The organism is Streptomyces fagopyri, from assembly GCF_009498275.1.
GTDB classification, from domain to species: domain Bacteria; phylum Actinomycetota; class Actinomycetes; order Streptomycetales; family Streptomycetaceae; genus Streptomyces; species Streptomyces fagopyri.
The window spans coordinates 3759849-3778709 of the sequence record NZ_CP045643.1 but is presented as its reverse complement, the minus strand read 5'-3'; the positions used below and the strand labels follow the sequence as shown (position 1 = coordinate 3778709).

The 18861-nt window shown below is 72.2% G+C and carries 17 protein-coding genes; 7 read left to right on the top strand and 10 right to left on the bottom strand.

What is annotated here, in order from left to right; genetic code table 11:
- Window positions 1–304 precede the first annotated feature (304 nt).
- Complete coding sequence (locus tag GFH48_RS16100) at window positions 305–1081, top strand: SigE family RNA polymerase sigma factor (RefSeq protein ID WP_153288945.1); 777 nt, start codon at window positions 305–307, stop codon at window positions 1079–1081.
- A gap of 148 nt (window positions 1082–1229) precedes the next feature.
- Here GFH48_RS16100 and GFH48_RS16095 read toward each other — a convergent pair whose 3' ends face one another.
- Window positions 1230–1862: a uridine kinase family protein gene (locus tag GFH48_RS16095; RefSeq protein ID WP_194280598.1), complete on the bottom strand. Its 633-nt coding sequence runs from the start codon at window positions 1860–1862 to the stop codon at window positions 1230–1232.
- A gap of 127 nt (window positions 1863–1989) precedes the next feature.
- On the opposite strand from GFH48_RS16095, the gene GFH48_RS16090 reads away from it, so the two are divergent.
- Window positions 1990–2397 (top strand): hypothetical protein, encoded by a 408-nt coding sequence (locus GFH48_RS16090; RefSeq protein ID WP_153288943.1) that lies wholly within the window; start codon window positions 1990–1992, stop codon window positions 2395–2397.
- Between the two features lie 37 nt (window positions 2398–2434).
- Here the strand turns inward: GFH48_RS16090 and GFH48_RS16085 are convergent, their stop codons facing one another.
- Genes GFH48_RS16085 through deoC form a run of 3 tightly spaced genes read right to left on the bottom strand, consistent with a single transcriptional unit; the run spans window position 2435 to window position 5764 of the window.
- Window positions 2435–3334 carry an aldehyde dehydrogenase family protein gene (locus GFH48_RS16085; protein ID WP_153288942.1) on the bottom strand — a complete coding sequence of 300 codons (900 nt, stop codon included), beginning with the start codon at window positions 3332–3334 and terminating at the stop codon, window positions 2435–2437.
- Window positions 3327–4763 (bottom strand): aldehyde dehydrogenase family protein, encoded by a 1437-nt coding sequence (locus tag GFH48_RS16080; protein ID WP_153288941.1) that lies wholly within the window; start codon window positions 4761–4763, stop codon window positions 3327–3329. The genes GFH48_RS16085 and GFH48_RS16080 overlap by 8 nt, the downstream gene beginning before the upstream one ends.
- Window positions 4764–4768: 5 nt before the next feature.
- Window positions 4769–5764 (bottom strand): deoxyribose-phosphate aldolase, encoded by a 996-nt coding sequence (gene deoC, locus GFH48_RS16075; RefSeq protein ID WP_153292934.1) that lies wholly within the window; start codon window positions 5762–5764, stop codon window positions 4769–4771.
- Window positions 5765–6099: 335 nt separating this feature from the next.
- On the opposite strand from deoC, the gene GFH48_RS16070 reads away from it, so the two are divergent.
- Together GFH48_RS16070 and GFH48_RS16065 are read left to right on the top strand one after the other, a co-directional pair.
- On the top strand, window positions 6100–6747 hold the full coding sequence (locus GFH48_RS16070) for a PH domain-containing protein (protein WP_153288940.1): 648 nt from the start codon (window positions 6100–6102) through the stop codon (window positions 6745–6747).
- 183 nt (window positions 6748–6930) lie between these two features.
- Window positions 6931–7149: a hypothetical protein gene (locus GFH48_RS16065; RefSeq protein ID WP_153288939.1), complete on the top strand. Its 219-nt coding sequence runs from the start codon at window positions 6931–6933 to the stop codon at window positions 7147–7149.
- A 99-nt stretch (window positions 7150–7248) separates the two neighbouring features.
- On the opposite strand, the gene GFH48_RS16060 is transcribed toward GFH48_RS16065, so the two are convergent.
- The 4 genes from GFH48_RS16060 to GFH48_RS16045 all read right to left on the bottom strand — a co-directional run bounded on the left by GFH48_RS16060 (window position 7249) and on the right by GFH48_RS16045 (window position 12022).
- Window positions 7249–8472, bottom strand: a complete 1224-nt coding sequence (locus GFH48_RS16060) for a glycosyltransferase family 39 protein (protein ID WP_153288938.1) — start codon at window positions 8470–8472, stop codon at window positions 7249–7251.
- Window positions 8473–8691: 219 nt separating this feature from the next.
- A complete protein-coding gene (locus GFH48_RS16055) occupies window positions 8692–10329 on the bottom strand; it encodes a phospho-sugar mutase (RefSeq protein WP_153288937.1) in 1638 nt (545 codons plus the stop codon).
- A 330-nt stretch (window positions 10330–10659) separates the two neighbouring features.
- Window positions 10660–11484 (bottom strand): purine-nucleoside phosphorylase, encoded by an 825-nt coding sequence (locus GFH48_RS16050; protein ID WP_153288936.1) that lies wholly within the window; start codon window positions 11482–11484, stop codon window positions 10660–10662.
- 100 nt (window positions 11485–11584) lie between these two features.
- Entirely contained in the window at window positions 11585–12022 is a 438-nt protein-coding gene (locus tag GFH48_RS16045) for a gamma-glutamylcyclotransferase (RefSeq protein WP_054233631.1), read from the bottom strand.
- Here GFH48_RS16045 and GFH48_RS16040 point away from each other — a divergent pair.
- The gene (locus tag GFH48_RS16040; protein WP_228120614.1) at window positions 11957–13579 is read left to right on the top strand and encodes an NAD(P)H-quinone dehydrogenase; all 1623 of its coding nucleotides are present in this window, start codon (window positions 11957–11959) and stop codon (window positions 13577–13579) included. The genes GFH48_RS16045 and GFH48_RS16040 overlap by 66 nt on opposite strands.
- A gap of 167 nt (window positions 13580–13746) precedes the next feature.
- Window positions 13747–14709 (top strand): DeoR/GlpR family DNA-binding transcription regulator, encoded by a 963-nt coding sequence (locus tag GFH48_RS16035; protein ID WP_153288935.1) that lies wholly within the window; start codon window positions 13747–13749, stop codon window positions 14707–14709.
- 880 nt (window positions 14710–15589) lie between these two features.
- Here the strand turns inward: GFH48_RS16035 and GFH48_RS16030 are convergent.
- Window positions 15590–17362: an acetyl/propionyl/methylcrotonyl-CoA carboxylase subunit alpha gene (locus tag GFH48_RS16030; RefSeq protein ID WP_153288934.1), complete on the bottom strand. Its 1773-nt coding sequence runs from the start codon at window positions 17360–17362 to the stop codon at window positions 15590–15592.
- A gap of 354 nt (window positions 17363–17716) precedes the next feature.
- On the opposite strand from GFH48_RS16030, the gene GFH48_RS16025 reads away from it, so the two are divergent.
- A complete protein-coding gene (locus tag GFH48_RS16025) occupies window positions 17717–18217 on the top strand; it encodes a hypothetical protein (RefSeq protein ID WP_153288933.1) in 501 nt (166 codons plus the stop codon).
- 15 nt (window positions 18218–18232) lie between these two features.
- Here GFH48_RS16025 and GFH48_RS16020 read toward each other — a convergent pair whose 3' ends face one another.
- The gene (locus GFH48_RS16020; protein ID WP_153288932.1) at window positions 18233–18853 is read right to left on the bottom strand and encodes a Maf family protein; all 621 of its coding nucleotides are present in this window, start codon (window positions 18851–18853) and stop codon (window positions 18233–18235) included.
- Between the last annotated feature and the right edge of the window lie 8 nt (window positions 18854–18861).

The window sequence follows — 18861 nt, the reverse complement described above, 5'->3', positions numbered from 1 at the left end:
CGTCATTCTGGCCCATGGTGAGGGGGTCTTTCGACAGTTGGAGCGCTCCCACCCATCTCTCGCACAGAAGGGACGCATCGGAGGGCGCCCGAGCGGCCCTACCGTTCTTCTCCGTGATCGCGCTGTGACGCGCCCGCGAGGGGGCCCTGTGACAGGTCTGTGACAGTCGGCGGACACGGCCATGAAGTGGCCCGGGCAAGCTTTTCGACACAAGCAAGGAAGCACGGAGCGAGCGCGGGGCCGAGGCACGACAGGCTCCGGGCGCGTTGGAATGAAACCGGGACTCCACGACGGGGGGCGCGAGATGAACACGCTGCACGGCACCAGCACGAGCGCAGTTGTCACGCGGCTCCACGACGTCACCCGGGGCACCGAGAAGTCCGGTGCCGTGAGCCCGCGGGGGTGCGCTCGCGGCACCGGGCGTCAGCACACCGCGTACATGACGGTGGTTGACGGTCTCACGGGGGAGAACACCGCGGCGGCCACCGCCGCGGGCACGGTCGGCGGAGCTCACGGGGGAGCCGCCTACGGGGAGGGCACGGGGGAGCGTCGCTCCCTGTCGGAGGCGGAGTTCACCGCCTACGTCCAGGAGCGCCGCGCCTCCCTGTACGCGACCGCCTACCACCTGACGGGGGATCGTTTCGAGGCCGAGGACCTGTTGCAGAGCGCACTGTTCTCGACGTACCGGGCCTGGGAGCGGATCAGTGACAAGGCGGCGGTCGGGGGCTACCTCCGTCGCACGATGACGAATCTGCACATCAGCGCGTGGCGCCGCCGCAAACTGAACGAATATCCGACCGAGGAACTGCCGGAGACCGCGGGTGACACGGACGCGATGCGCGGCACCGAGCTGCGCGCCGTGCTGTGGCAGGCGCTGGCCCGGCTGCCCGAACTCCAGCGCACCATGCTGGTCCTCCGTTACTACGAGGGCCGCACGGACCCGGAGATCGCGCAGATCCTCGACATCAGTGTCGGCACGGTCAAGTCGAGCATCTGGCGGTCGCTGCGCCGGATGCGCGAGGACGAGGTCCTCAGCTTCGGCCGTGACGAGGAGGAGTCCTTCGGGGAGCTCGTCGCCTGAAGGCAGCGGGGGAAAGCGGTTCGCGCGGGGAACGGTTCCGGGGGGACCGCGGGGAACCACGGGGGAAACGGAAAAGGTCCGGGCGGACCGGGGGGTCCGCCTGGGCCTCTTTTCGTGTGCGGGCCCGGCGTGTCGCCGAGGCCCGCGGCTACGCCGCCGCCGTACGGCTGTGCGTGGCGCCGGCCGCCGCGGCCAGCCGGCCCAGGGCCTCGTCCTTGTCGCACGGGTGTGCGCCCAACGTGGTCTGACGCGCCACGATCGAGCGTTCGGCGCGCATCAGGCGCCAGCCGCGACGGAGCAGGAACGGGACCGACTTGCGGCCCTCCTTGAGATCCCGCACGAAGCGCCGGCGGAACGTCGTCACCGGACCGCGGGACAGGCACAGCGCGTCGCCCAGCAGACCCAGTTCACGGCAGTGCTCGACGATCTCGGCGGCGAAGATGCCCTCCGCGATGAACAGCGGCGTCCGTTCGATGCGCAGCGCCTCCGCGCCGGTACGGGCGCTCAGCGAGATGTCGTACACGGGAACGGTCGTACGTCCGGTACGGCACAGTTCCTCGATCGCGGCGACCGCCCTCTCCGCGTCCCACGACCGCGGGTGGTCCCAGTCGATGTCCGAACTCCCGTCCACCAGCGGCAGTGTCGGGTCGTCGCCCTCCTTGTAGAAGTCGTCCAGGCGCAGCACGGGCAGGCCGGAGTGGGCGGCGACGAGGGACTTGCCCGAGCCGGAGGGGCCGCAGAGCAGCGCCACACGGGTCGGTATCGGGGGAGGAGGACTCACGAGACACCAGTCTGAGGCATCACGCGACCGGTGCGGACCCTGCGGGTCGTCGTTGGAGCGCACATCACACCTCAACTACCCTTCGCAATGAATCGATTACTTTGCGCGGCAGAAGGTGGCACCCGTCATGGCACGACACGCATCAGGCAAGAACCCGACCGCGCGGCGCGCGCTGGCCGCCCTCGCGACCGCGGGTGCGGCACTCGGGGCGGGCGCGGGCACGGCCGCCGCGGACACGGCTCCGGCCGTCGACATGACGCGCACCCGGCCCGCGTCGGCGGGCAACCTCGACCCGCAGGCGGGCGTGCAGGCGCTGAGCGGCACGCTCGGATACATCACGGGTCCGCTCTCGGGACTCAAGCCCAACCCGCTCGCGGGCACCGGTGTCGACCCGCTCGACAACGGGATCGGCGCCCAGCTGGCCGACTTCAAGCCGCTGAGCTCGCAGTCCCTGACGCGGCCGCTGGCGCAGGCACCGTCGCTGGGCAGCATGCCGGTGGTGGGGCAGGCGCTCGGGGTGCTGGGGAGTGCGTGAGGTTCCCCGCGCCCCTCGGGGGGCGCGGGGAACCATCTCAGTACGACGAGCCCGACGCGCCCAGTGAACCGGTCGGGTGCCAGACGGTCTTCGTCTCGAGGAAGGCCGTGAGTCGCTCGATGCCGGGGGTCGCCGCGTAGTCCACAGGCTGTGGACGCAGGACCCGCTTCAGGTTGTCGGCCGCGGCGATCTCCAGTTCCTTCGCCAGCACGTCGTCCGCGCCCGCGAGGTCGATCGCGTTGACGTCCTGGTGGGCGGCGAGGGGAGCGGCGATCTCCGCCGTCCTGCCGGAGAGGACGTTGACGACACCGCCCGGGAGGTCGGAGGTCGCCAGCACCTCGCCGAGCGACAGCGCCGGCAGCGGCGACCTCTCGCTCGCGATCACCACGGCCGTGTTACCGGTCGCGATCACCGGGGCGACCACCGAGACCAGGCCGAGGAACGAGGACTCCTGGGGCGCGAGGACGGTGACGACACCGGTCGGCTCCGGGGTCGACAGGTTGAAGAACGGGCCCGCGACCGGGTTGGCCCCGCCCACGACCTGGGCGATCTTGTCGGTCCAGCCCGCGTACCAGACCCAGCGGTCGACGGCCGCGTCGACCTGGGCGGCCGCCTTCGCCTTCGACAGGCCCTCCGCGTCCGCGACCTCGCGCGCGAACTGGTCCCGGCGGCCCTCCAGCATCTCGGCGACGCGGTAGAGGATCTGGCCGCGGTTGTACGCGGTCGCGCCGGACCAGCCGCCGAACGCCTTGCGCGCGGCGACCACCGCGTCACGGGCGTCCTTGCGGCTCGACTGCGGGGCGTTCGCCAGCCACTTGCCCTTCGAGTCCGTCACCTCGTACACCCGGCCGCTCTCGGAACGCGGGAACTTCCCGCCCACGTACAGCTTGTAGGTCTTGAAGACACTCAGACGCTGCTCTTCGGACTTGTCAGACATCGAGGTACGCCTCCAGGCCGTGGCGACCGCCCTCGCGGCCGAAGCCCGACTCCTTGTATCCGCCGAACGGCGAGGTCGGGTCGAACTTGTTGAACGTGTTGGACCAGATGACGCCCGCGCGCAGCTTGCCCGCGACGGCCAGGATCCGGGAACCCTTCTCCGTCCAGATGCCCGCCGACAGGCCGTACTGGGAGTTGTTGGCCTTGGCGACGGCCTCGTCCGGGGTACGGAAGGTGAGGACGGACAGCACCGGGCCGAAGATCTCGTCGCGGGCGATGGTGTGCGCCTGGGTGACGTTGGTGAACAGCGTCGGGGCGAACCAGTAACCGGAGGAGGGCAGTTCGCACGCCGGGGACCAGCGCTCGGCGCCCTCGGCCGCGCCCTGCTCGACGAGCGAGGTGATTCGGGCCAGCTGCTCGGCGGAGTTGATCGCGCCGATGTCGGTGTTCTTGTCGAGCGGGTCGCCCAGCCGCAGGGTGGAGAGCCTGCGCTTGAGGGCGTCCAGCAGCTCGTCCTGGATCGACTCCTGGACGAGGAGCCGGCTGCCGGCGCAGCAGACCTGGCCCTGGTTGAAGAAGATCCCGGTGACGATGCCCTCGACGGCCTGGTCGATGGGGGCGTCGTCGAAGACGATGTTCGCGCCCTTGCCGCCCAGTTCGAGCGTGACCTTCTTGTCGGTGCCGGCCACCTGGCGGGCGATCGCCTTGCCGACGGCCGTGGAGCCGGTGAAGGCGACCTTGTTCACGTCCGGGTGCTCGACGAGGGCCGCGCCCGCGTCGCCGTATCCCGGAAGGATGTTGACGACGCCCTTGGGCAGGCCCGCCTGGCGGCAGATGTCCGCGAAGAACAGCGCCGACAGGGGCGTGGTCTCGGCGGGCTTGAGGACGACGGTGTTGCCGGTCGCCAGCGCCGGGGCGATCTTCCAGGCCAGCATCAGCAGCGGGAAGTTCCAGGGGATGACCTGGCCCGCCACGCCCAGCGGACGCGGGTTCGCGCCGAAACCGGCGTGGTCGAGCTTGTCGGCCCAGCCCGCGTAGTAGAAGAAGTGCGCGGCGACCAGGGGGAGGTCGGCGTCGCGGGTCTCCTTGATGGGCTTGCCGTTGTCCAGGGTCTCCAGGACGGCGAGCTCGCGGGAGCGCTCCTGGATGATGCGGGCGATGCGGAAGAGGTACTTGGCGCGCTCGGAACCGGGCAGCGCCGACCACTTCTCGAAGGCCCTGCGGGCCGCCTTCACGCCGCGGTCGACGTCCTCGGCGCCCGCCCGGGCGACCTCGGAGAGGACCTCCTCCGTGCTGGGGCTGACCGTCTTGAAGACCTTGCCGTCCGCCGCCTCGGTGAACTCACCGTCGATGAACAGGCCGTACGAGGGGGCGATGTCGACGACCGCGCGGGACTCGGGCGCGGGCGCGTACTCGAATGCAGATGCCATGGTGATCAGTCCACCGTCACGTAGTCGGGGCCGGAGTAGCGGCCGGTGGCCAGCTTCTGACGCTGCATCAGCAGGTCGTTCAGGAGCGAGGACGCGCCGAAGCGGAACCAGTGGTTGTCCAGCCAGTCCTCGCCCGCGGTCTCGTTCACCAGGACCAGGAACTTGACGGCGTCCTTGGTGGTACGGATGCCGCCGGCCGGCTTCACGCCGACCTGGACGCCGGTCTGCGCGCGGAAGTCGCGGACCGCCTCCAGCATGAGCAGCGTGTTCGACGGCGTCGCGTTGACGGCCACCTTGCCGGTGGACGTCTTGATGAAGTCCGCGCCGGCCAGCATGCCGAGCCAGGAGGCCCGGCGGATGTTGTCGTAGGTGGACAGCTCGCCGGTCTCGAAGATGACCTTCAGGCGGGCGGCGCCCGAGGCCTCCTTCACCGCGACGATCTCGTCGTACACCTTCAGGTAGTGGCCCGCGAGGAACGCCCCGCGGTCGATGACCATGTCGATCTCGTCGGCGCCCGCGGCGACGGCGTCCCGCACGTCGGCCAGCTTCACGTCGAGCGCGGCGCGTCCCGCCGGGAAGGCGGTGGCCACGGAGGCGACCTTCACACCGGAGCCGGCCACGGCCTCCTTGGCGGTGGCCACCATGTCGGGATAGACGCAGACCGCGGCGGTGGCGGGCGCCGTGCGGTCGGTCGGGTCCGGGTGGACCGCCTTGACGCCGAGCGCCCGGACCTTGCCCGGGGTGTCCGCGCCTTCCAGCGTCGTCAGGTCGACCATCGAGATGGCGAGGTCGATCGCGTACGCCTTCGCGGTCGTCTTGATGGAACGGGTGCCGAGCGAGGCGGCGCGCGCCTCCAGGCCGACCGCGTCGACGCCGGGCAACCCGTGCAGGAAGCGGCGCAGGGTGCTGTCGGACGAGGTCACGTCGCCGAGTGCGTGGGTGGGGGCACCACCCTGCTCGAGCGATGTCGAGTGCTTGGGGGAGGGTGCGGTGGTGGGCATGGTCACCACCCGAGCATATCTACGCGCGTAGCGGCTGTACAGCCCCGGGACGGGTGATGGGGGAAAGCGGGGGAGAGGGGCGGGCGGGGTGTGGAGGCGGGTGGCGGGTGGCGGGTGGTGCGCGGGTCGGCGGCGGGGCGGCGTCGCGGGTGGGGCGGCGGCGCGGCCGGTGCGGCGCGGCGGGCGGGCGGCGGCGGGCGGCGTGGCGGGTCGGTGGGCGGTGGCGGGGTGGTGCGGCCGCTCGGTGGGAAGCGGCGAGGTCGCGGGGGTGGGGGAACGGGCGTCGCGGCGGGGGCGGAGGAGGCCGCCGTCGACCGTCGGGCAGAATCGGGGGCATGACGACGCCCGATCACCAGCCACCCCCGCCGGACGCCTCGCACCCCGAGTCGAGGGACCGGATCTACCGGTCGTCCGCCGGCATCGCGGGCGGCGTGGTGCTGCTCGCCATCATCGGCTGGCTCGGCATCGACGCGCTGGTCTCGGGACACGGGCGCACCCCGTGGCTGACGCTCGCCGCGCTGATCCTGCTGGTTCCGCTGGTGAGCGCCTTCACCCTGCGCCCGGCCGTCTTCGCGAACGAGGAGCGGCTGCGCGTGCGCAACCCGTTCCGCGTGATCGTGGTGCCCTGGAGCGCGATCGCCACGCTGCGCTCCGGCTACTCCAACGAGGTCGTCACCACCGACGGCGCCAAGTACCAACTGTGGTCGATCCCCGTCTCGCTGCGCTCCCGCAAGCGCGCGGCCAAGCGGCAGGCGCGGGGGGCGGCGGCCGACAGCGGCGGGCGCGTGTCCCCGGCCACGGCGTCGCCCGCGCCCGCGCGCGCCCAGGCCGACCAGGCCATGGACGACCTGCGCGAGCTCGCCGAGGCGCACCCGGCCACCGAAGGGGGGCAGGGCGCGGTCAGCGTGCGCTGGGCGTACGAGGTCATGGGTCCCGCGCTCGCGGGGGCCGTGGTGCTGGCCATCCTGCTCGCGGTGGGCTGACGCCACGGAGCTGAGACGGGTGGGCTGTCGCCGGTTCACCGGGGTGGTGGCCGGGCGGTGCCCGTTCGCCGGGGTGGGTGAGGAGCGTGGCCGCCGCGTACGACCGCCGGCCGTCCCGCCGGTCCGCAGCCCCGATCGCCCGTTGTCCCGTCCGTCCGCCTCCCCGACGGCGCCGGGTCGCCCGTGAGGCCCACCAGCGGACGACGCTCACCGCGACGTGGTGAAGGACCGGCTCGCGAGGGGCTCCGGCAGCCCGGCGGCGCGTTCTTCCTCGCCGAGCAGGGCACTCCCGGTGGCATCGTCGAACACGAGTCCACGGACGCGATGTTCGACAACCCGCGGGACCCGCGGGACCCGCGGGACCCGCGTACGACGGACTACGTGAACGGGCGTTTCGGATAGGGCGGGGCCGGGCGGGGCCGGCCGGACCCCGTGTCCGGCCCGTGCGCGGCATCCCGCGTCGCGGGGCGAGGGGGGCTCGGGACACCCGGCGGACGCCGTTCAGGGCGCGCTCGGCCAGACCAGGACCATGTACGCGCCGCAGTACGCGCCTCCCAGTACCGCGGTGCCCAGGGCCAGCGTCAGGAAGCGGCGTGACGCCCGCGACAGGTACAGGGCCACCGGGAGCAGCAGCGGGAAGCCCGGCAGGAGGAAGCGGGCCCGGGGGAAGTAGACGCCGCCGCTGCCCAGCACGATGAGCAGCAGGACGCCGGTGAAGAGCAGCAGGGGGAGCGGCTGGCGGTCCCAGACGCACAGGACGTAGAGCGCCGTGCAGGCCGCCAGCGTCACCGTCACCATCACCAGGAACAGCTCGGGCGTCGAGTCGGTGACGAGTACCTCCCGCATCCGGCGCAGGGTCTCGGCGCCGCCGTCCCACTCGTTGTGCCAGAGGCGCTGTACGGCGAAGTAGCCGTCCCAGCGGCCGAGGCGCAGCCCCACCCAGCCGACGTAGGCGAGCCAGCCGGCGGGGGCGACGGCGGCGGCCACGAGGGCACGGGAGGAGAAGCGGTGGCGCAGTGCGAGCAGCGCCGTGACGGTGACGGCGGCCGCGACCGCGATGCCGGTGGGGCGGGTCAGGCCGGACAGCGCCGCCAGCCAGCCCGCCCAGAGCCAGCGTTCGCTGAGCACCGCGTACAGCGACCAGGCCGCGAACGCGGTGAACAGGGACTCCGTGTACCCCATCCACTGCACGAGACCGACCGGGAGGGCCGCCCACAGGACGGTCAGCAGCACGGCCGCGCGGCGGCCGTGGAGACGGTGTCCGACGGCGAAGACCCCCCACGCGGCGAGGAAGGAGGCGGCCACCGTGATCAGCAGGCCCGCCGTCGCGGCGGTGCCCGGCGTCAGCGCCGCGACCGCCCTCACCAGGAACGGGTAGAGCGGGAAGAAGGCGAGGTTGTTGGCGTCGTGGGCCGTGCCCAGCCGGTGTGCGTAGCCGTGCCGCGCGATGCCCAGGTACCAGTTCGCGTCCCACTGCGTCGCCAGGATCGGCCGGACGCCGTGGTGCTGGGCGTGCGCCCAGAGCGCGAGGACGAGCAGCCCCACCAGACGTACGGCCGCGTAGGCGAGCAGCGCGGGGGCGGCCCGGCCCAGCTGGGTGCGGAGAGAGGCCGCGAGGCCGGCCGCGGCCCCGGGGAGCCGGCCGCTCGGGGTGGCGTCCGGGAGGAGGCCGCCGGGGGAGTTCCGGGACGGGGCGGATGTCGGCCGGGAAGCGGTCGGGGACACGCGGCAGCTCCTGGGACTCGGCGGTGCGCTACCGGTAACCGTTCCTCGGTCGGGTGGCGGCGCACGGGAGCGCTGCGTCAAGTGCCGGGCGGAAATCACCCGTAAGGGCGGTGGAGGGGTGGTGCGGGGCGCCCGGTGGGCCCGGCCCCGCTCCGTGGGGCCGCGTGACCCGCTCGGTGGGCCCACCCGGTCCAGCTCGGTGGGCCCACCGGACCGGTGTCAGATGCCGGCCGCCGCCGACAGGTCGCGCTTGATGGCGGTGAGCAGCTCGGCGGCCTCGGCGTGGGCCGCGGGGAGTCCGGCGTGCGAGCCGACCGGGACCACGACCTCCAGGTAGCACTTCAGCTTCGGCTCCGTGCCGCTGGGGCGGACGATGACGCGGGCGCCGTCCAGCGTGTAGCGCAGACCGTCCGTGGGCGGGAGCCTGTCCGTGCCCAGGGTGAGGTCCTCGGCCTTGGTGACGGGCAGGCCCGCCAGCAGCGTCGGAGGCCGCTCGCGCAGGCTGCGCATGGCGTTCGCGATCACCGAGAGGTCCTCGACCCGGACGGAGAGCTGGTCCGTGGCGTGCAGGCCGTGCTCCACGGCGATGTCGTCGAGCAGGTCCAGCAGGGTGCGGCCGTCCTCCTTGAGCCGGGAGGCGAGCTCCGTGATCAGGAGGGCCGCGGTGATGCCGTCCTTGTCACGCACGCCCTCGGGGTCGACGCAGTAGCCGAGCGCCTCCTCGTAGCCGTAGCGCAGGTCCTCCACGCGGGCGATCCACTTGAAGCCGGTCAGGGTCTCCTCGTACGCCAGACCCGCCTTCTCGGCGATCCGGCCGAGGAGGGAGGAGGAGACGATCGACTCGGCGAAGGTGCCGCGGGCTCCGCGGTCGACCAGGTGCCGGGCGAGCAGCGTGCCGACCTCGTCGCCGCGCAGCATCCGCCAGTCCGTTCCCTCGCGGCCCTTCACGGCCACCGCGCAGCGGTCCGCGTCGGGGTCGTTGGCGATGATCAGATCGGGATCCGTCTCACGGGCTTTCGCGAAGGCGAGGTCCATCGCGCCGGGCTCTTCCGGGTTCGGGAAGGCGACGGTGGGGAAATCCGGGTCCGGCTCGGCCTGTTCGGCGACCAGTACGGGGGCGGGGAAGCCGGCGCGGGCGAACGCGGCGAGCAGGACGTCCTTGCCGACGCCGTGCATCGCCGTGTAGACGGTGCGGGCGGTGCGGGGGGAGCCCTCGTCGAGTACCGCGTCCGTACGGGCCAGATAGGCGTTCAGGACGCCCTCGTCGAGGGTCTCCCAGCCGCTGTCCGGGCGGGGGACGGTGTCGAGGCGGGTGACGGCGTCGATCTCGGCCGCGATCCCGGCGTCCGCCGGGGGGACGATCTGGGAGCCGTCGCCCAGGTACACCTTGTAGCCGTTGTCGCGGGGCGGGTTGTGGCTGGCGGTGACCTCGACGCCCGCCACGGCACCGAGGTGCCGTACGGCGTAGGCCAGGACGGGCGTGGGGAGGGGGCGGGGGAGCACGGCGGCCCGCAGGCCCGCGCCCGTCATCACCGCGGCGGTGTCGCGCGCGAAGTCGGCGGACTTGTGGCGGGCGTCGTAGCCGATGACGACGAGACCGCCCGTCTCGCCCTTCGCCTTGAGGTACGCGGCCAGGCCGGCGGCGGCGCGGATGACCACCGCGCGGTTCATACGCATCGGGCCCGCGCCGAGTTCGCCCCGCAAACCCGCGGTGCCGAACTGGAGGGTGCCGCTGAAGCGTGCGGCGAGCTCGGTGACGTCGCGGGCGTCGATGAGCTTGGCGAGTTCCTCACGGGTCTCCGCGTCGGGGTCCTCGGCCAGCCACGCCTCGGCCCGCGCGATGAGTTCGTCCTGCACGTCGGGTGTACCTCTCTGTCTGTGGTGCCTTGCTGTATACCCCGGCCGCGGCGGGCTTGTCCGCCCCCGCCGCCTTCCCTGCCCGTTCCGGAGGCGCGGGGAAACGCGCGACCGGCCCCCACGCGACCGCACCCGCCCGGGTCCTGTTCCGCCCGCCCGGAGATCCGGGACGCGACCCCGCCCGGGGAGCAGGGGGGAACCGCATGTCCGGCCCCGCCCGCCCGCGGCCGGACGGCACACCGTCGCACGGCACACCTGGGGACCGGGGCGCGTCAGGGGACCGAGGCACACCCGGGGACCGGGGCGCGCCGGGGGGCAGGGGCGTGGCTCCTACAGGCGGTCCAGGACCTGGGTGAGCAGCGCGCCCATGCGGGTCGCGGAGTCACGGCCCGCCTGGAGGACCTCCTCGTGGTTCAGCGGCTCGCCCGTCATACCGGCGGCGAGGTTCGTGACCAGGGAGATGCCCAGCACCTCGGCCCCGGCCTCGCGCGCGGCGATGGCCTCCAGGACCGTGGACATGCCGACGAGGTCGGCCCCGATGGCGCGGGCCATCCGGATCTCGGCCGGCGTCTCGTAGTGCGGCCCGGTGAACTGCGCGTAGACGCCCTCCTCCAGGGTGGGGTCCACCTCCTTGCAGAGGGCGCGCAGACGCGGGGAGTAGAGGTCGGTGAGGTCGACGAAGTTCGCCCCGACGATCGGGGAGGTCGCCGTCAGGTTGATGTGGTCGCTGATCAGCACCGGCTGGCCGGGACGCATGTCCGCGCGCAGGCCACCACAGCCGTTGGTGAGCACGAGGGTCTTGCAGCCCGCGGCGACGGCCGTACGGACACCGTGCGCGACGGCGGCGACACCGCGGCCCTCGTAGTAGTGGGTGCGCCCGAGGAAGACCAGGGCCCGCTTGTCGCCGATCAGGTACGAGCGGACCTTGCCGCCGTGGCCCTCGACCGCGGGCGGGGGGAACCCGGGCAGCTCGGTGACCGGGAACTCGGCCTCGGGGGAGCCGAGGGCGTCCGCGGCCGGAGCCCAGCCGGAGCCCATCACGAGCGCGACGTCGTGGGTCTCGGCGCCCGTGAGCTCCCGCAGGCGTGTGGCGGCGGCGTCGGCAGCGGCGTAGGGGTCGCCGTGGATGTCGTCCGGAAGAAGAGATGCGTTCACGCGCATGAGGGTAGCCGGTCGGGGCCTACGCGCGTAGATGCCAGAGCTCACGGTCTTGCGATCGTTGTCTTGTCGTTTCCGACGAGAGGGAGCGCACCTGTCAGCAGGGGCGCTTGCGCAGCTCCATCACATAGTCGTGCGGCGCTCCCGCCGACTCCGCCGCGTCGGCGATCTCACCGAGGTAGCGAGCGGAGGGGAGGCCGCCCTCGTACCCGTTCAGGACGTACACCCACGCGGGTTCCTCGCCCTCCAGCGTGTGCACCCGTACCCGCATCCTGCGGTAGATGTCGAGGCCCACGCCCTCCCAGCGGTCCATGGAGTCCTCGTCCAGGGGAGCGATGTCGTACAGGGCCACGAAAACCTGCGAACGGGGCGCCTCGACGAGGGTCACGAGCGCACCCTCCCACCCCATGTGCTCGCCCCCGAAGGTCAGCCGCCAGCCGTTCAGCCAGCCGGTGGCGCGCAGCGGCGAGTGCGGGGCGCGGCGCGTCATGAGCCGCGGGTCGAGATTGCCGGCGTACGCGGCGTAGAGCGACATGTGGTCGAGGGTACGGCAGTGAACACGTACGCCTCCCGCGTAACAGAAGCGGCTCGAATACGCGGTCGGCGGCCCCCGGGGCGCCGGCACCTTGAAGCGTGCGGGACAATGGAGTACGTGACTCGGATCGTGATCATCGGTGGCGGACCCGGCGGATACGAGGCGGCCCTGGTGGCCGCCCAGCTCGGCGCGGAGGTGACCGTCGTCGACTGCGACGGCCTGGGCGGGGCGTCGGTGCTCACCGACTGCGTGCCGTCGAAGACCCTCATCGCCACGGCCGAGGTGATGACGACCTTCGATTCGTCGTACGAGGAGCTCGGCATCATCGTCGCCGACGACACCCCGCCGTCGGAGCGGTCCGCGCGGGTGGTCGGGGTCGACCTCGGCAAGGTCAACCGCCGGGTGAAGCGGCTGGCGCTGGCCCAGTCGCACGACATCACCGCCTCCGTCACCCGGGCCGGCGCGCGCGTGCTGCGCGGCCGGGGCCGGCTGGAGGGCATGCAGTCCCTGGACGGCTCGCGCAAGGTCGTCGTGCGCGCCGCGGACGGTACGGAGGAGACACTCGTCGCCGACGCCGTCCTCATCGCCACCGGCGGGCACCCCCGTGAGCTGCCCGACGCGCAGCCGGACGGCGAACGGATCCTGAACTGGACGCAGGTGTACGACCTGGACGAGCTGCCCGAGGAGCTCATCGTGGTCGGGTCCGGTGTCACCGGAGCCGAGTTCGCCGGCGCCTACCAGGCGCTCGGCTCGCGCGTCACCCTCGTCTCCAGCCGTGACCGCGTGCTGCCGGGCGAGGACCCGGACGCGGCGGCGGTGCTGGAGGACGTCTTCCGGCGCCGTGGCATGAACGTCATGGCCCGTTCGCGCGCCGAGTCCGCCAAGCGGGTCGGCGACCGGGTGGAGGTCACCCTCTCCGACGGCCGCGTCATCAGCGGCTCGCACTGCCTGATGGCCGTCGGCGCCATTCCGAACAGCAGCGGCATGGGTCTGGAGGAGGCCGGGGTCAAGGTCAGGGACTCCGGGCACATCTGGACCGACAAGGTGTCCAGGACCACGGCCCCGGGCGTGTACGCGGCCGGTGACGTGACCGGCATCTTCGCCCTCGCCTCGGTGGCGGCGATGCAGGGACGTATCGCCATGTACCACTTCCTCGGCGACGCGGTCACGCCGCTGAACCTCAAGACGGTGTCCTCCAACGTCTTCACCGACCCCGAGATCGCCACCGTGGGGTACTCGCAGGCCGACGTCGACGCGGGCAAGATCGACGCCCGGGTCGTCAAGCTGCCCCTGCTGCGCAACCCGCGCGCCAAGATGCAGGGCATCCGGGACGGCTTCGTGAAGATCTTCTGCCGTCCGGGCACCGGGATCGTGGTCGGCGGTGTGGTCGTCGCGCCGCGCGCCTCGGAACTGATCCACCCCATCTCGATCGCGGTCGACAACAATCTGACGGTCGAACAGATCGCGAACGCGTTCACCGTGTATCCCTCCCTCTCGGGCTCGATCGCCGAGGTGGCACGGCAGTTGCACACCCGTAAGCTGACCGACGAGGGCTGACGGGCGAAAGCGATTTCCCGCTGGTCACGGGGAGTCGCCGCCCATTCCCGCGGCATAGGCGGCGCGAGTAGACGCGTATACCACTTCGTACCCTGCCATGCGAACAACTTCTGTTATTCGGCGCAAACTGCTGAAAGCAGACGGTCGTTGGGGTTACTGTCAGTTTCGTGTTCGCTGCAGAACGTCGCCAATTGATCCTCGAAATGGTGCGAGCGAACGGGGCCGTGTCGCTCCGTGAGCTCGCCCGCGTCGTCCAGACCTCCGAAGTGACCGTACGGCGGGACGTGCGCGCACTGGAGGCAGAAGGACTCCTCGACCGCCGGCATGGCGGTGCGGTATTGCCGGGCGGGTTCACGCGGGAGTCCGGCTTTCCGCAGAAATCGCATCTCGCGACCGCCGAGAAGACGGCCATCGCCGATCTCGCCGCGGGTCTCGTCGAAGAGGGCGAGGCCATTGTGGTGGGCGCGGGTACCACGACGCAGGAGCTGGCTCGCCGGCTCGCGCGGGTGCCCGGGCTGACCGTCGTCACCAATTCCCTGCTGGTGGCCCAGGCGTTGGCCCACGCCAACCGTGTCGAGGTCGTCATGACGGGTGGCACCTTGCGCGGCTCCAACTACGCGCTGGTGGGCAGCGGTGCCGAGCAGTCCCTCCAGGGGCTGCGGGTGTCCCGGGCCTTCCTGTCGGGCAGTGGGCTCACCGCCGAGCGGGGCCTGTCCACCTCCAACATGCTGTCGGCGTCCGTCGACCGCGCGCTGGTGCAGGCCGCCGGGGAGGTCGTGGTCCTCGCCGACCACACCAAGCTCGGCACCGACACCATGTTCCAGACGGTACCGACCGATCTGATCACCCGTCTGGTGACCGATGAGCCGCCCGCGCACGACGATCGCGCGGTCACCGAACTGCAGGCGCTGGCGGATCAGGGCGTGCAGATCGCGGTGGCGGGGCAGTCGGGCGGTGGTACGGGGGGCGATACGGCCCCGGCGGGGCGTCAGCCGCGCCGGGACGTGCCCCTCCCCGGTCCGCGGCGCGGTCAGGTCCCGGGCGCCGGGCCGCAGTTGCGCAGCGCGACCTCCCTGGGAGAGCAGTCTCCCGGAGAGCGGGCGCGGGTGGCGGATTTACGCCGCCGCTGACCGAGGCACAGACCGTCGGACAGCCCGAGGCGCTGACCGAGGCACAGACCGTCGGACAGCCCGAGGCGCAGGCCGAGGCACAGACCGTCGGACAGCCCGAGGCGCAGGCCGAGGCGCAGCCCGGCGGACAGCCCGAGGCGTCTTCCGGCGCGGGGGTCGAGCCACCGCCGTACGGCGGCGATCGAGGCACCTGCCACCGTGGCCGTGACGGTTCGTGACGGCCTTGTGGTGACCTTTGACAGCACGCGGCGGCCCAGTGGCCGAACGCGACCGTTCGAGCCCTCCTGACCGCCGGTGAGGCCGGTCGCCCGTTGCCGACCGCCCGTCGTGTGGCCCATGGGGTCGTGACGGCCCATGGGGGAGCCGTCCCGCGGACGGCCGCCCGGCGGCCCGTCCCCAGGTGAGCCCATCGGCCCGCGTTCTCAGGACCAGTCGGGAGCGCGGTACGCCTCCGCCGGTCTCCACGTTCACCCCAACGGGCGAACCCCTCCGCCGCGCCGCCGCTCACCCGCGCGATACCCGTCCGCGCGAGCCGGGCCGGGACCACGACCTGGCCCCGGACGCCGACCTGTAGCTGGGCCCGGATGCTGACCCGCAACGGGACCCGGACGTGACCCTGGACGCTGACCCGGGGCCCGGACCCGACGGGACGCGGCTCCGGACGCCGACCTCTGCCCGGGTCCAGGCCCCGGACACCGACCTATACCCGGGTCCCGGACGCGGCTCCGGACGCCGGCCCGGACCCGGACCCGGCCCCCCCGGACATAGACCCGGACCTGACCCCGCCCCGGACACGGCGAAGCGCCCGGCAGACCGACCGTTCCGGTCCACCGGGCGCTTCGATGCCGTACGGACCCGGACCGGTCCGTACGACGGTGTCTCAGTCCTTGATCTCGCAGATCGCGGCACCCGACGTGATGGAGGCGCCGACCTCCGCGCTCAGGCCCTTGACGGTGCCGGAGCGGTGGGCGTTGAGGGGCTGCTCCATCTTCATGGCCTCCAGGACGACGATGAGATCGCCCTCCTTGACCTCCTGGCCCTCCTCGACCGCGATCTTGACGATCGTGCCCTGCATGGGCGAGGCGAGGGTGTCACCGGAGGCGACCGGGCCGGACTTCTTGGCGGCGCGGCGCTTCGGCTTGGCGCCCGCGGCGAGTCCGGTGCGGGCCAGCGACATGCCGAGCGAGGACGGCAGCGACACCTCCAGGCGCTTGCCGCCCACCTCGACGACGACCGTCTCGCGGCCCGTCTCGTCGTCGGTGTCCGTGTCCGCGGGGGCGGTGAAGGCGGGGATCTCGTTGACGAACTCGGTCTCGATCCACCGGGTGTGGACCGTGAACGGGTCCGCGGAACCGGTCAGCTCCGGGGCGAACGCCGGGTCCCGTACGACCGCGCGGTGGAACGGGATCGCGGTCGCCATGCCCTCGACGGTGAACTCGTCGAGGGCGCGGGCGGCGCGCTGGAGTGCCTGCTCGCGGGTGGCGCCGGTGACGATCAGCTTGGCCAGCAGCGAGTCCCAGGCGGGGCCGATGACCGAACCCGACTCGACGCCGGCGTCGAGTCGGACGCCGGGGCCGGAGGGCGGGGCGAAGGTGGTGACGGTGCCCGGGGCGGGCAGGAAGCCCCGGCCGGGGTCCTCACCGTTGATACGGAACTCGAAGGAGTGGCCGCGCAGTTCGGGATCGCCGTAGCCGAGTTCCGCGCCGTCCGCGATCCGGAACATCTCCCGGACCAGGTCGATCCCGGCGACCTCCTCGGTGACCGGGTGCTCGACCTGCAGCCGGGTGTTGACCTCCAGGAAGGAGATCGTGCCGTCCATGCCGACGAGGAACTCCACGGTGCCCGCGCCGACGTAACCGGCCTCCTTGAGGATGGCCTTGGACGACGAGTACAGCTCGGCGACCTGCGCGTCGGACAGGAACGGCGCGGGAGCCTCCTCCACCAGCTTCTGGTGGCGGCGCTGCAGCGAGCAGTCCCGGGTGGACACGACGACCACGTTGCCGTGCGTGTCGGCCAGGCACTGGGTCTCCACATGGCGGGGCTTGTCGAGATAGCGCTCGACGAAGCACTCACCGCGCCCGAACGCGGCGACCGCCTCCCGGACCGCGGAGTCGTACAGCTCCGGGACCTCCTCCAGGGTGCGGGCCACCTTCAGCCCGCGCCCGCCACCCCCGAACGCCGCCTTGATCGCGATCGGCAGACCGTGCTCCTTCGCGAAGGCCACGACCTCGTCCGCGCCGGAGACCGGATCGGGAGTACCCGCGACCAGCGGAGCACCCGCGCGCTGCGCGATGTGCCGGGCGGCGACCTTGTCCCCCAGGTCACGGATGGCCTGCGGCGGCGGGCCGATCCAGATCAGCCCGGCGTCCAGGACCGCCTGCGCGAACTCCGCGTTCTCGGACAGGAAGCCGTAACCCGGATGGACCGCGTCCGCCCCCGAGTCCCCGGCGGCCTTCAGAACCTTCGCGATGTCCAGATAACTGGTGGCCGGGGTGTCACCGCCCAACGCGAACGCCTCGTCCGCCGCTCGGACATGCACAGCGTCCCGGTCCGGTTCCGCATACACGGCAACGCTCGCGATCCCGGCATCCCGGCACGCCCGGGCCACGCGGACAGCGATTTCGCCACGGTTGGCGATGAGCACCTTGCGCACGATGGCTCCCTCCTTGAAACAAGCCGAGTTTAGGGACTGCCGACACGGCCTTTCGACCCGTCCCCAATGGTGAGCTTGCCCACACGGAGCGTGATTCGAGGCTCGCTCGACCCGCGAGATCCCTTGTCACACCGTGGTACGCAGGAATCCTTGGTTGAACCCTAGCCCCCCTGTGTGGTCAAGGTCTCTGTGCGGCTGTGCCGCGCCGCACATCGTTTCTTTGTGGAGTCCCTACGAATGGCCCAACGATTCTTTGCCCTCGGCAGAACCCTTGTCCCGTGGTTTACCCGTTAGTAGCGTTCGGATGTCTAGAACGTACTTGGGGTAACAGCACTCGGAAGTGGGTGGGAACCGGTGGTACGCAGACCGGTGGCGTGGGTGGCGGCGATCGTGCTTTTCGTGGAGGCGGTCGGTATCGCGCTGCTGAACTGGTTCCTCGGCGTGGTCGTCGACCGGCAGAACATGTCCCTGGCGGGGCTGGACTCGGACATGATGTCCGCCTCGTCGAAGATCGGGGGGCTGGTCTTCGGCCTCTACTTCGCGCTGTGCGGGGTCGCCGCCCTGCTCGTCGCGTTGCGGGGCCGTGCTCCGGGGGTCCTCGGGCGCATCCTGCTGATCAGCGCCGCCGTGGTGCACGGCCTGCTCGGCGCGTTCACGGTCGGCCTGGTGGGCTGGGGCGCGTTCGCGTTCATGATGGTGGTGGTCGGGCTGATCGTGTTCACGCTGCTGGCGTTCGGCCCCGCGGCGGGTCCCGCCGACGCGGCGCCGGTGGACGGTGGCAGTGGCGCGGACGGGGCGAACGGCGGCGGTGGAGGAGCCCCGGTCGCGGCCCCTCCGGCGCCCAGCGCGTCCTGACCGCGCCCGAGGCCGTCACTTCTCCCGCGGTGTCCACAACTCCGTGATGCCGACGCCCAGTTCGCCCAGCAGTCGGCGCACGAGCGGCAGGGAGATGCCGATGACGTTGCCGTGGTCGCCGTCGATGCCCTCGATGAACGGGGCCGAACGGCCGTCGAGCGTGAAGGCGCCGGCGACGTGGAGCGGTTCGCCCGAGGCGACGTACGCGGCGATCTCGGCGTCGGTCGGCTCGCCGAAGCGGACCACGGTGGACGCGGTCGCCGACGCGTAGCGCTTGGTCGCCGTGTCGTGGATGCAGTGACCCGTCTGGAGGGTCCCGGCCCGGCCGCGCATCGCCTTCCATCGCGCGGTGGCCTCCTCGGCGTCCGCCGGCTTGCCGAGTGCCTGGCCGTCCAGATCGAGGACCGAGTCGCAGCCGATCACCAGGGCGCCGCTCACCTCGGGCCGCGCGGCCACGACGGAGGCCTTGGCCTCGGCCAGGGCGAGCGCGAGTTCGGCGGGTGTGGGGGCGGAGACGGCGTCCTCGTCGACCCCGCTCACGATCACCTCGGGGGCGAGTCCGGCCTGACGCAGCAGGTTGAGCCGTGCGGGGGACTGCGAGGCGAGTACGAGGCGGCGGCGCGGCTGATCGGTCATGCGGTCAG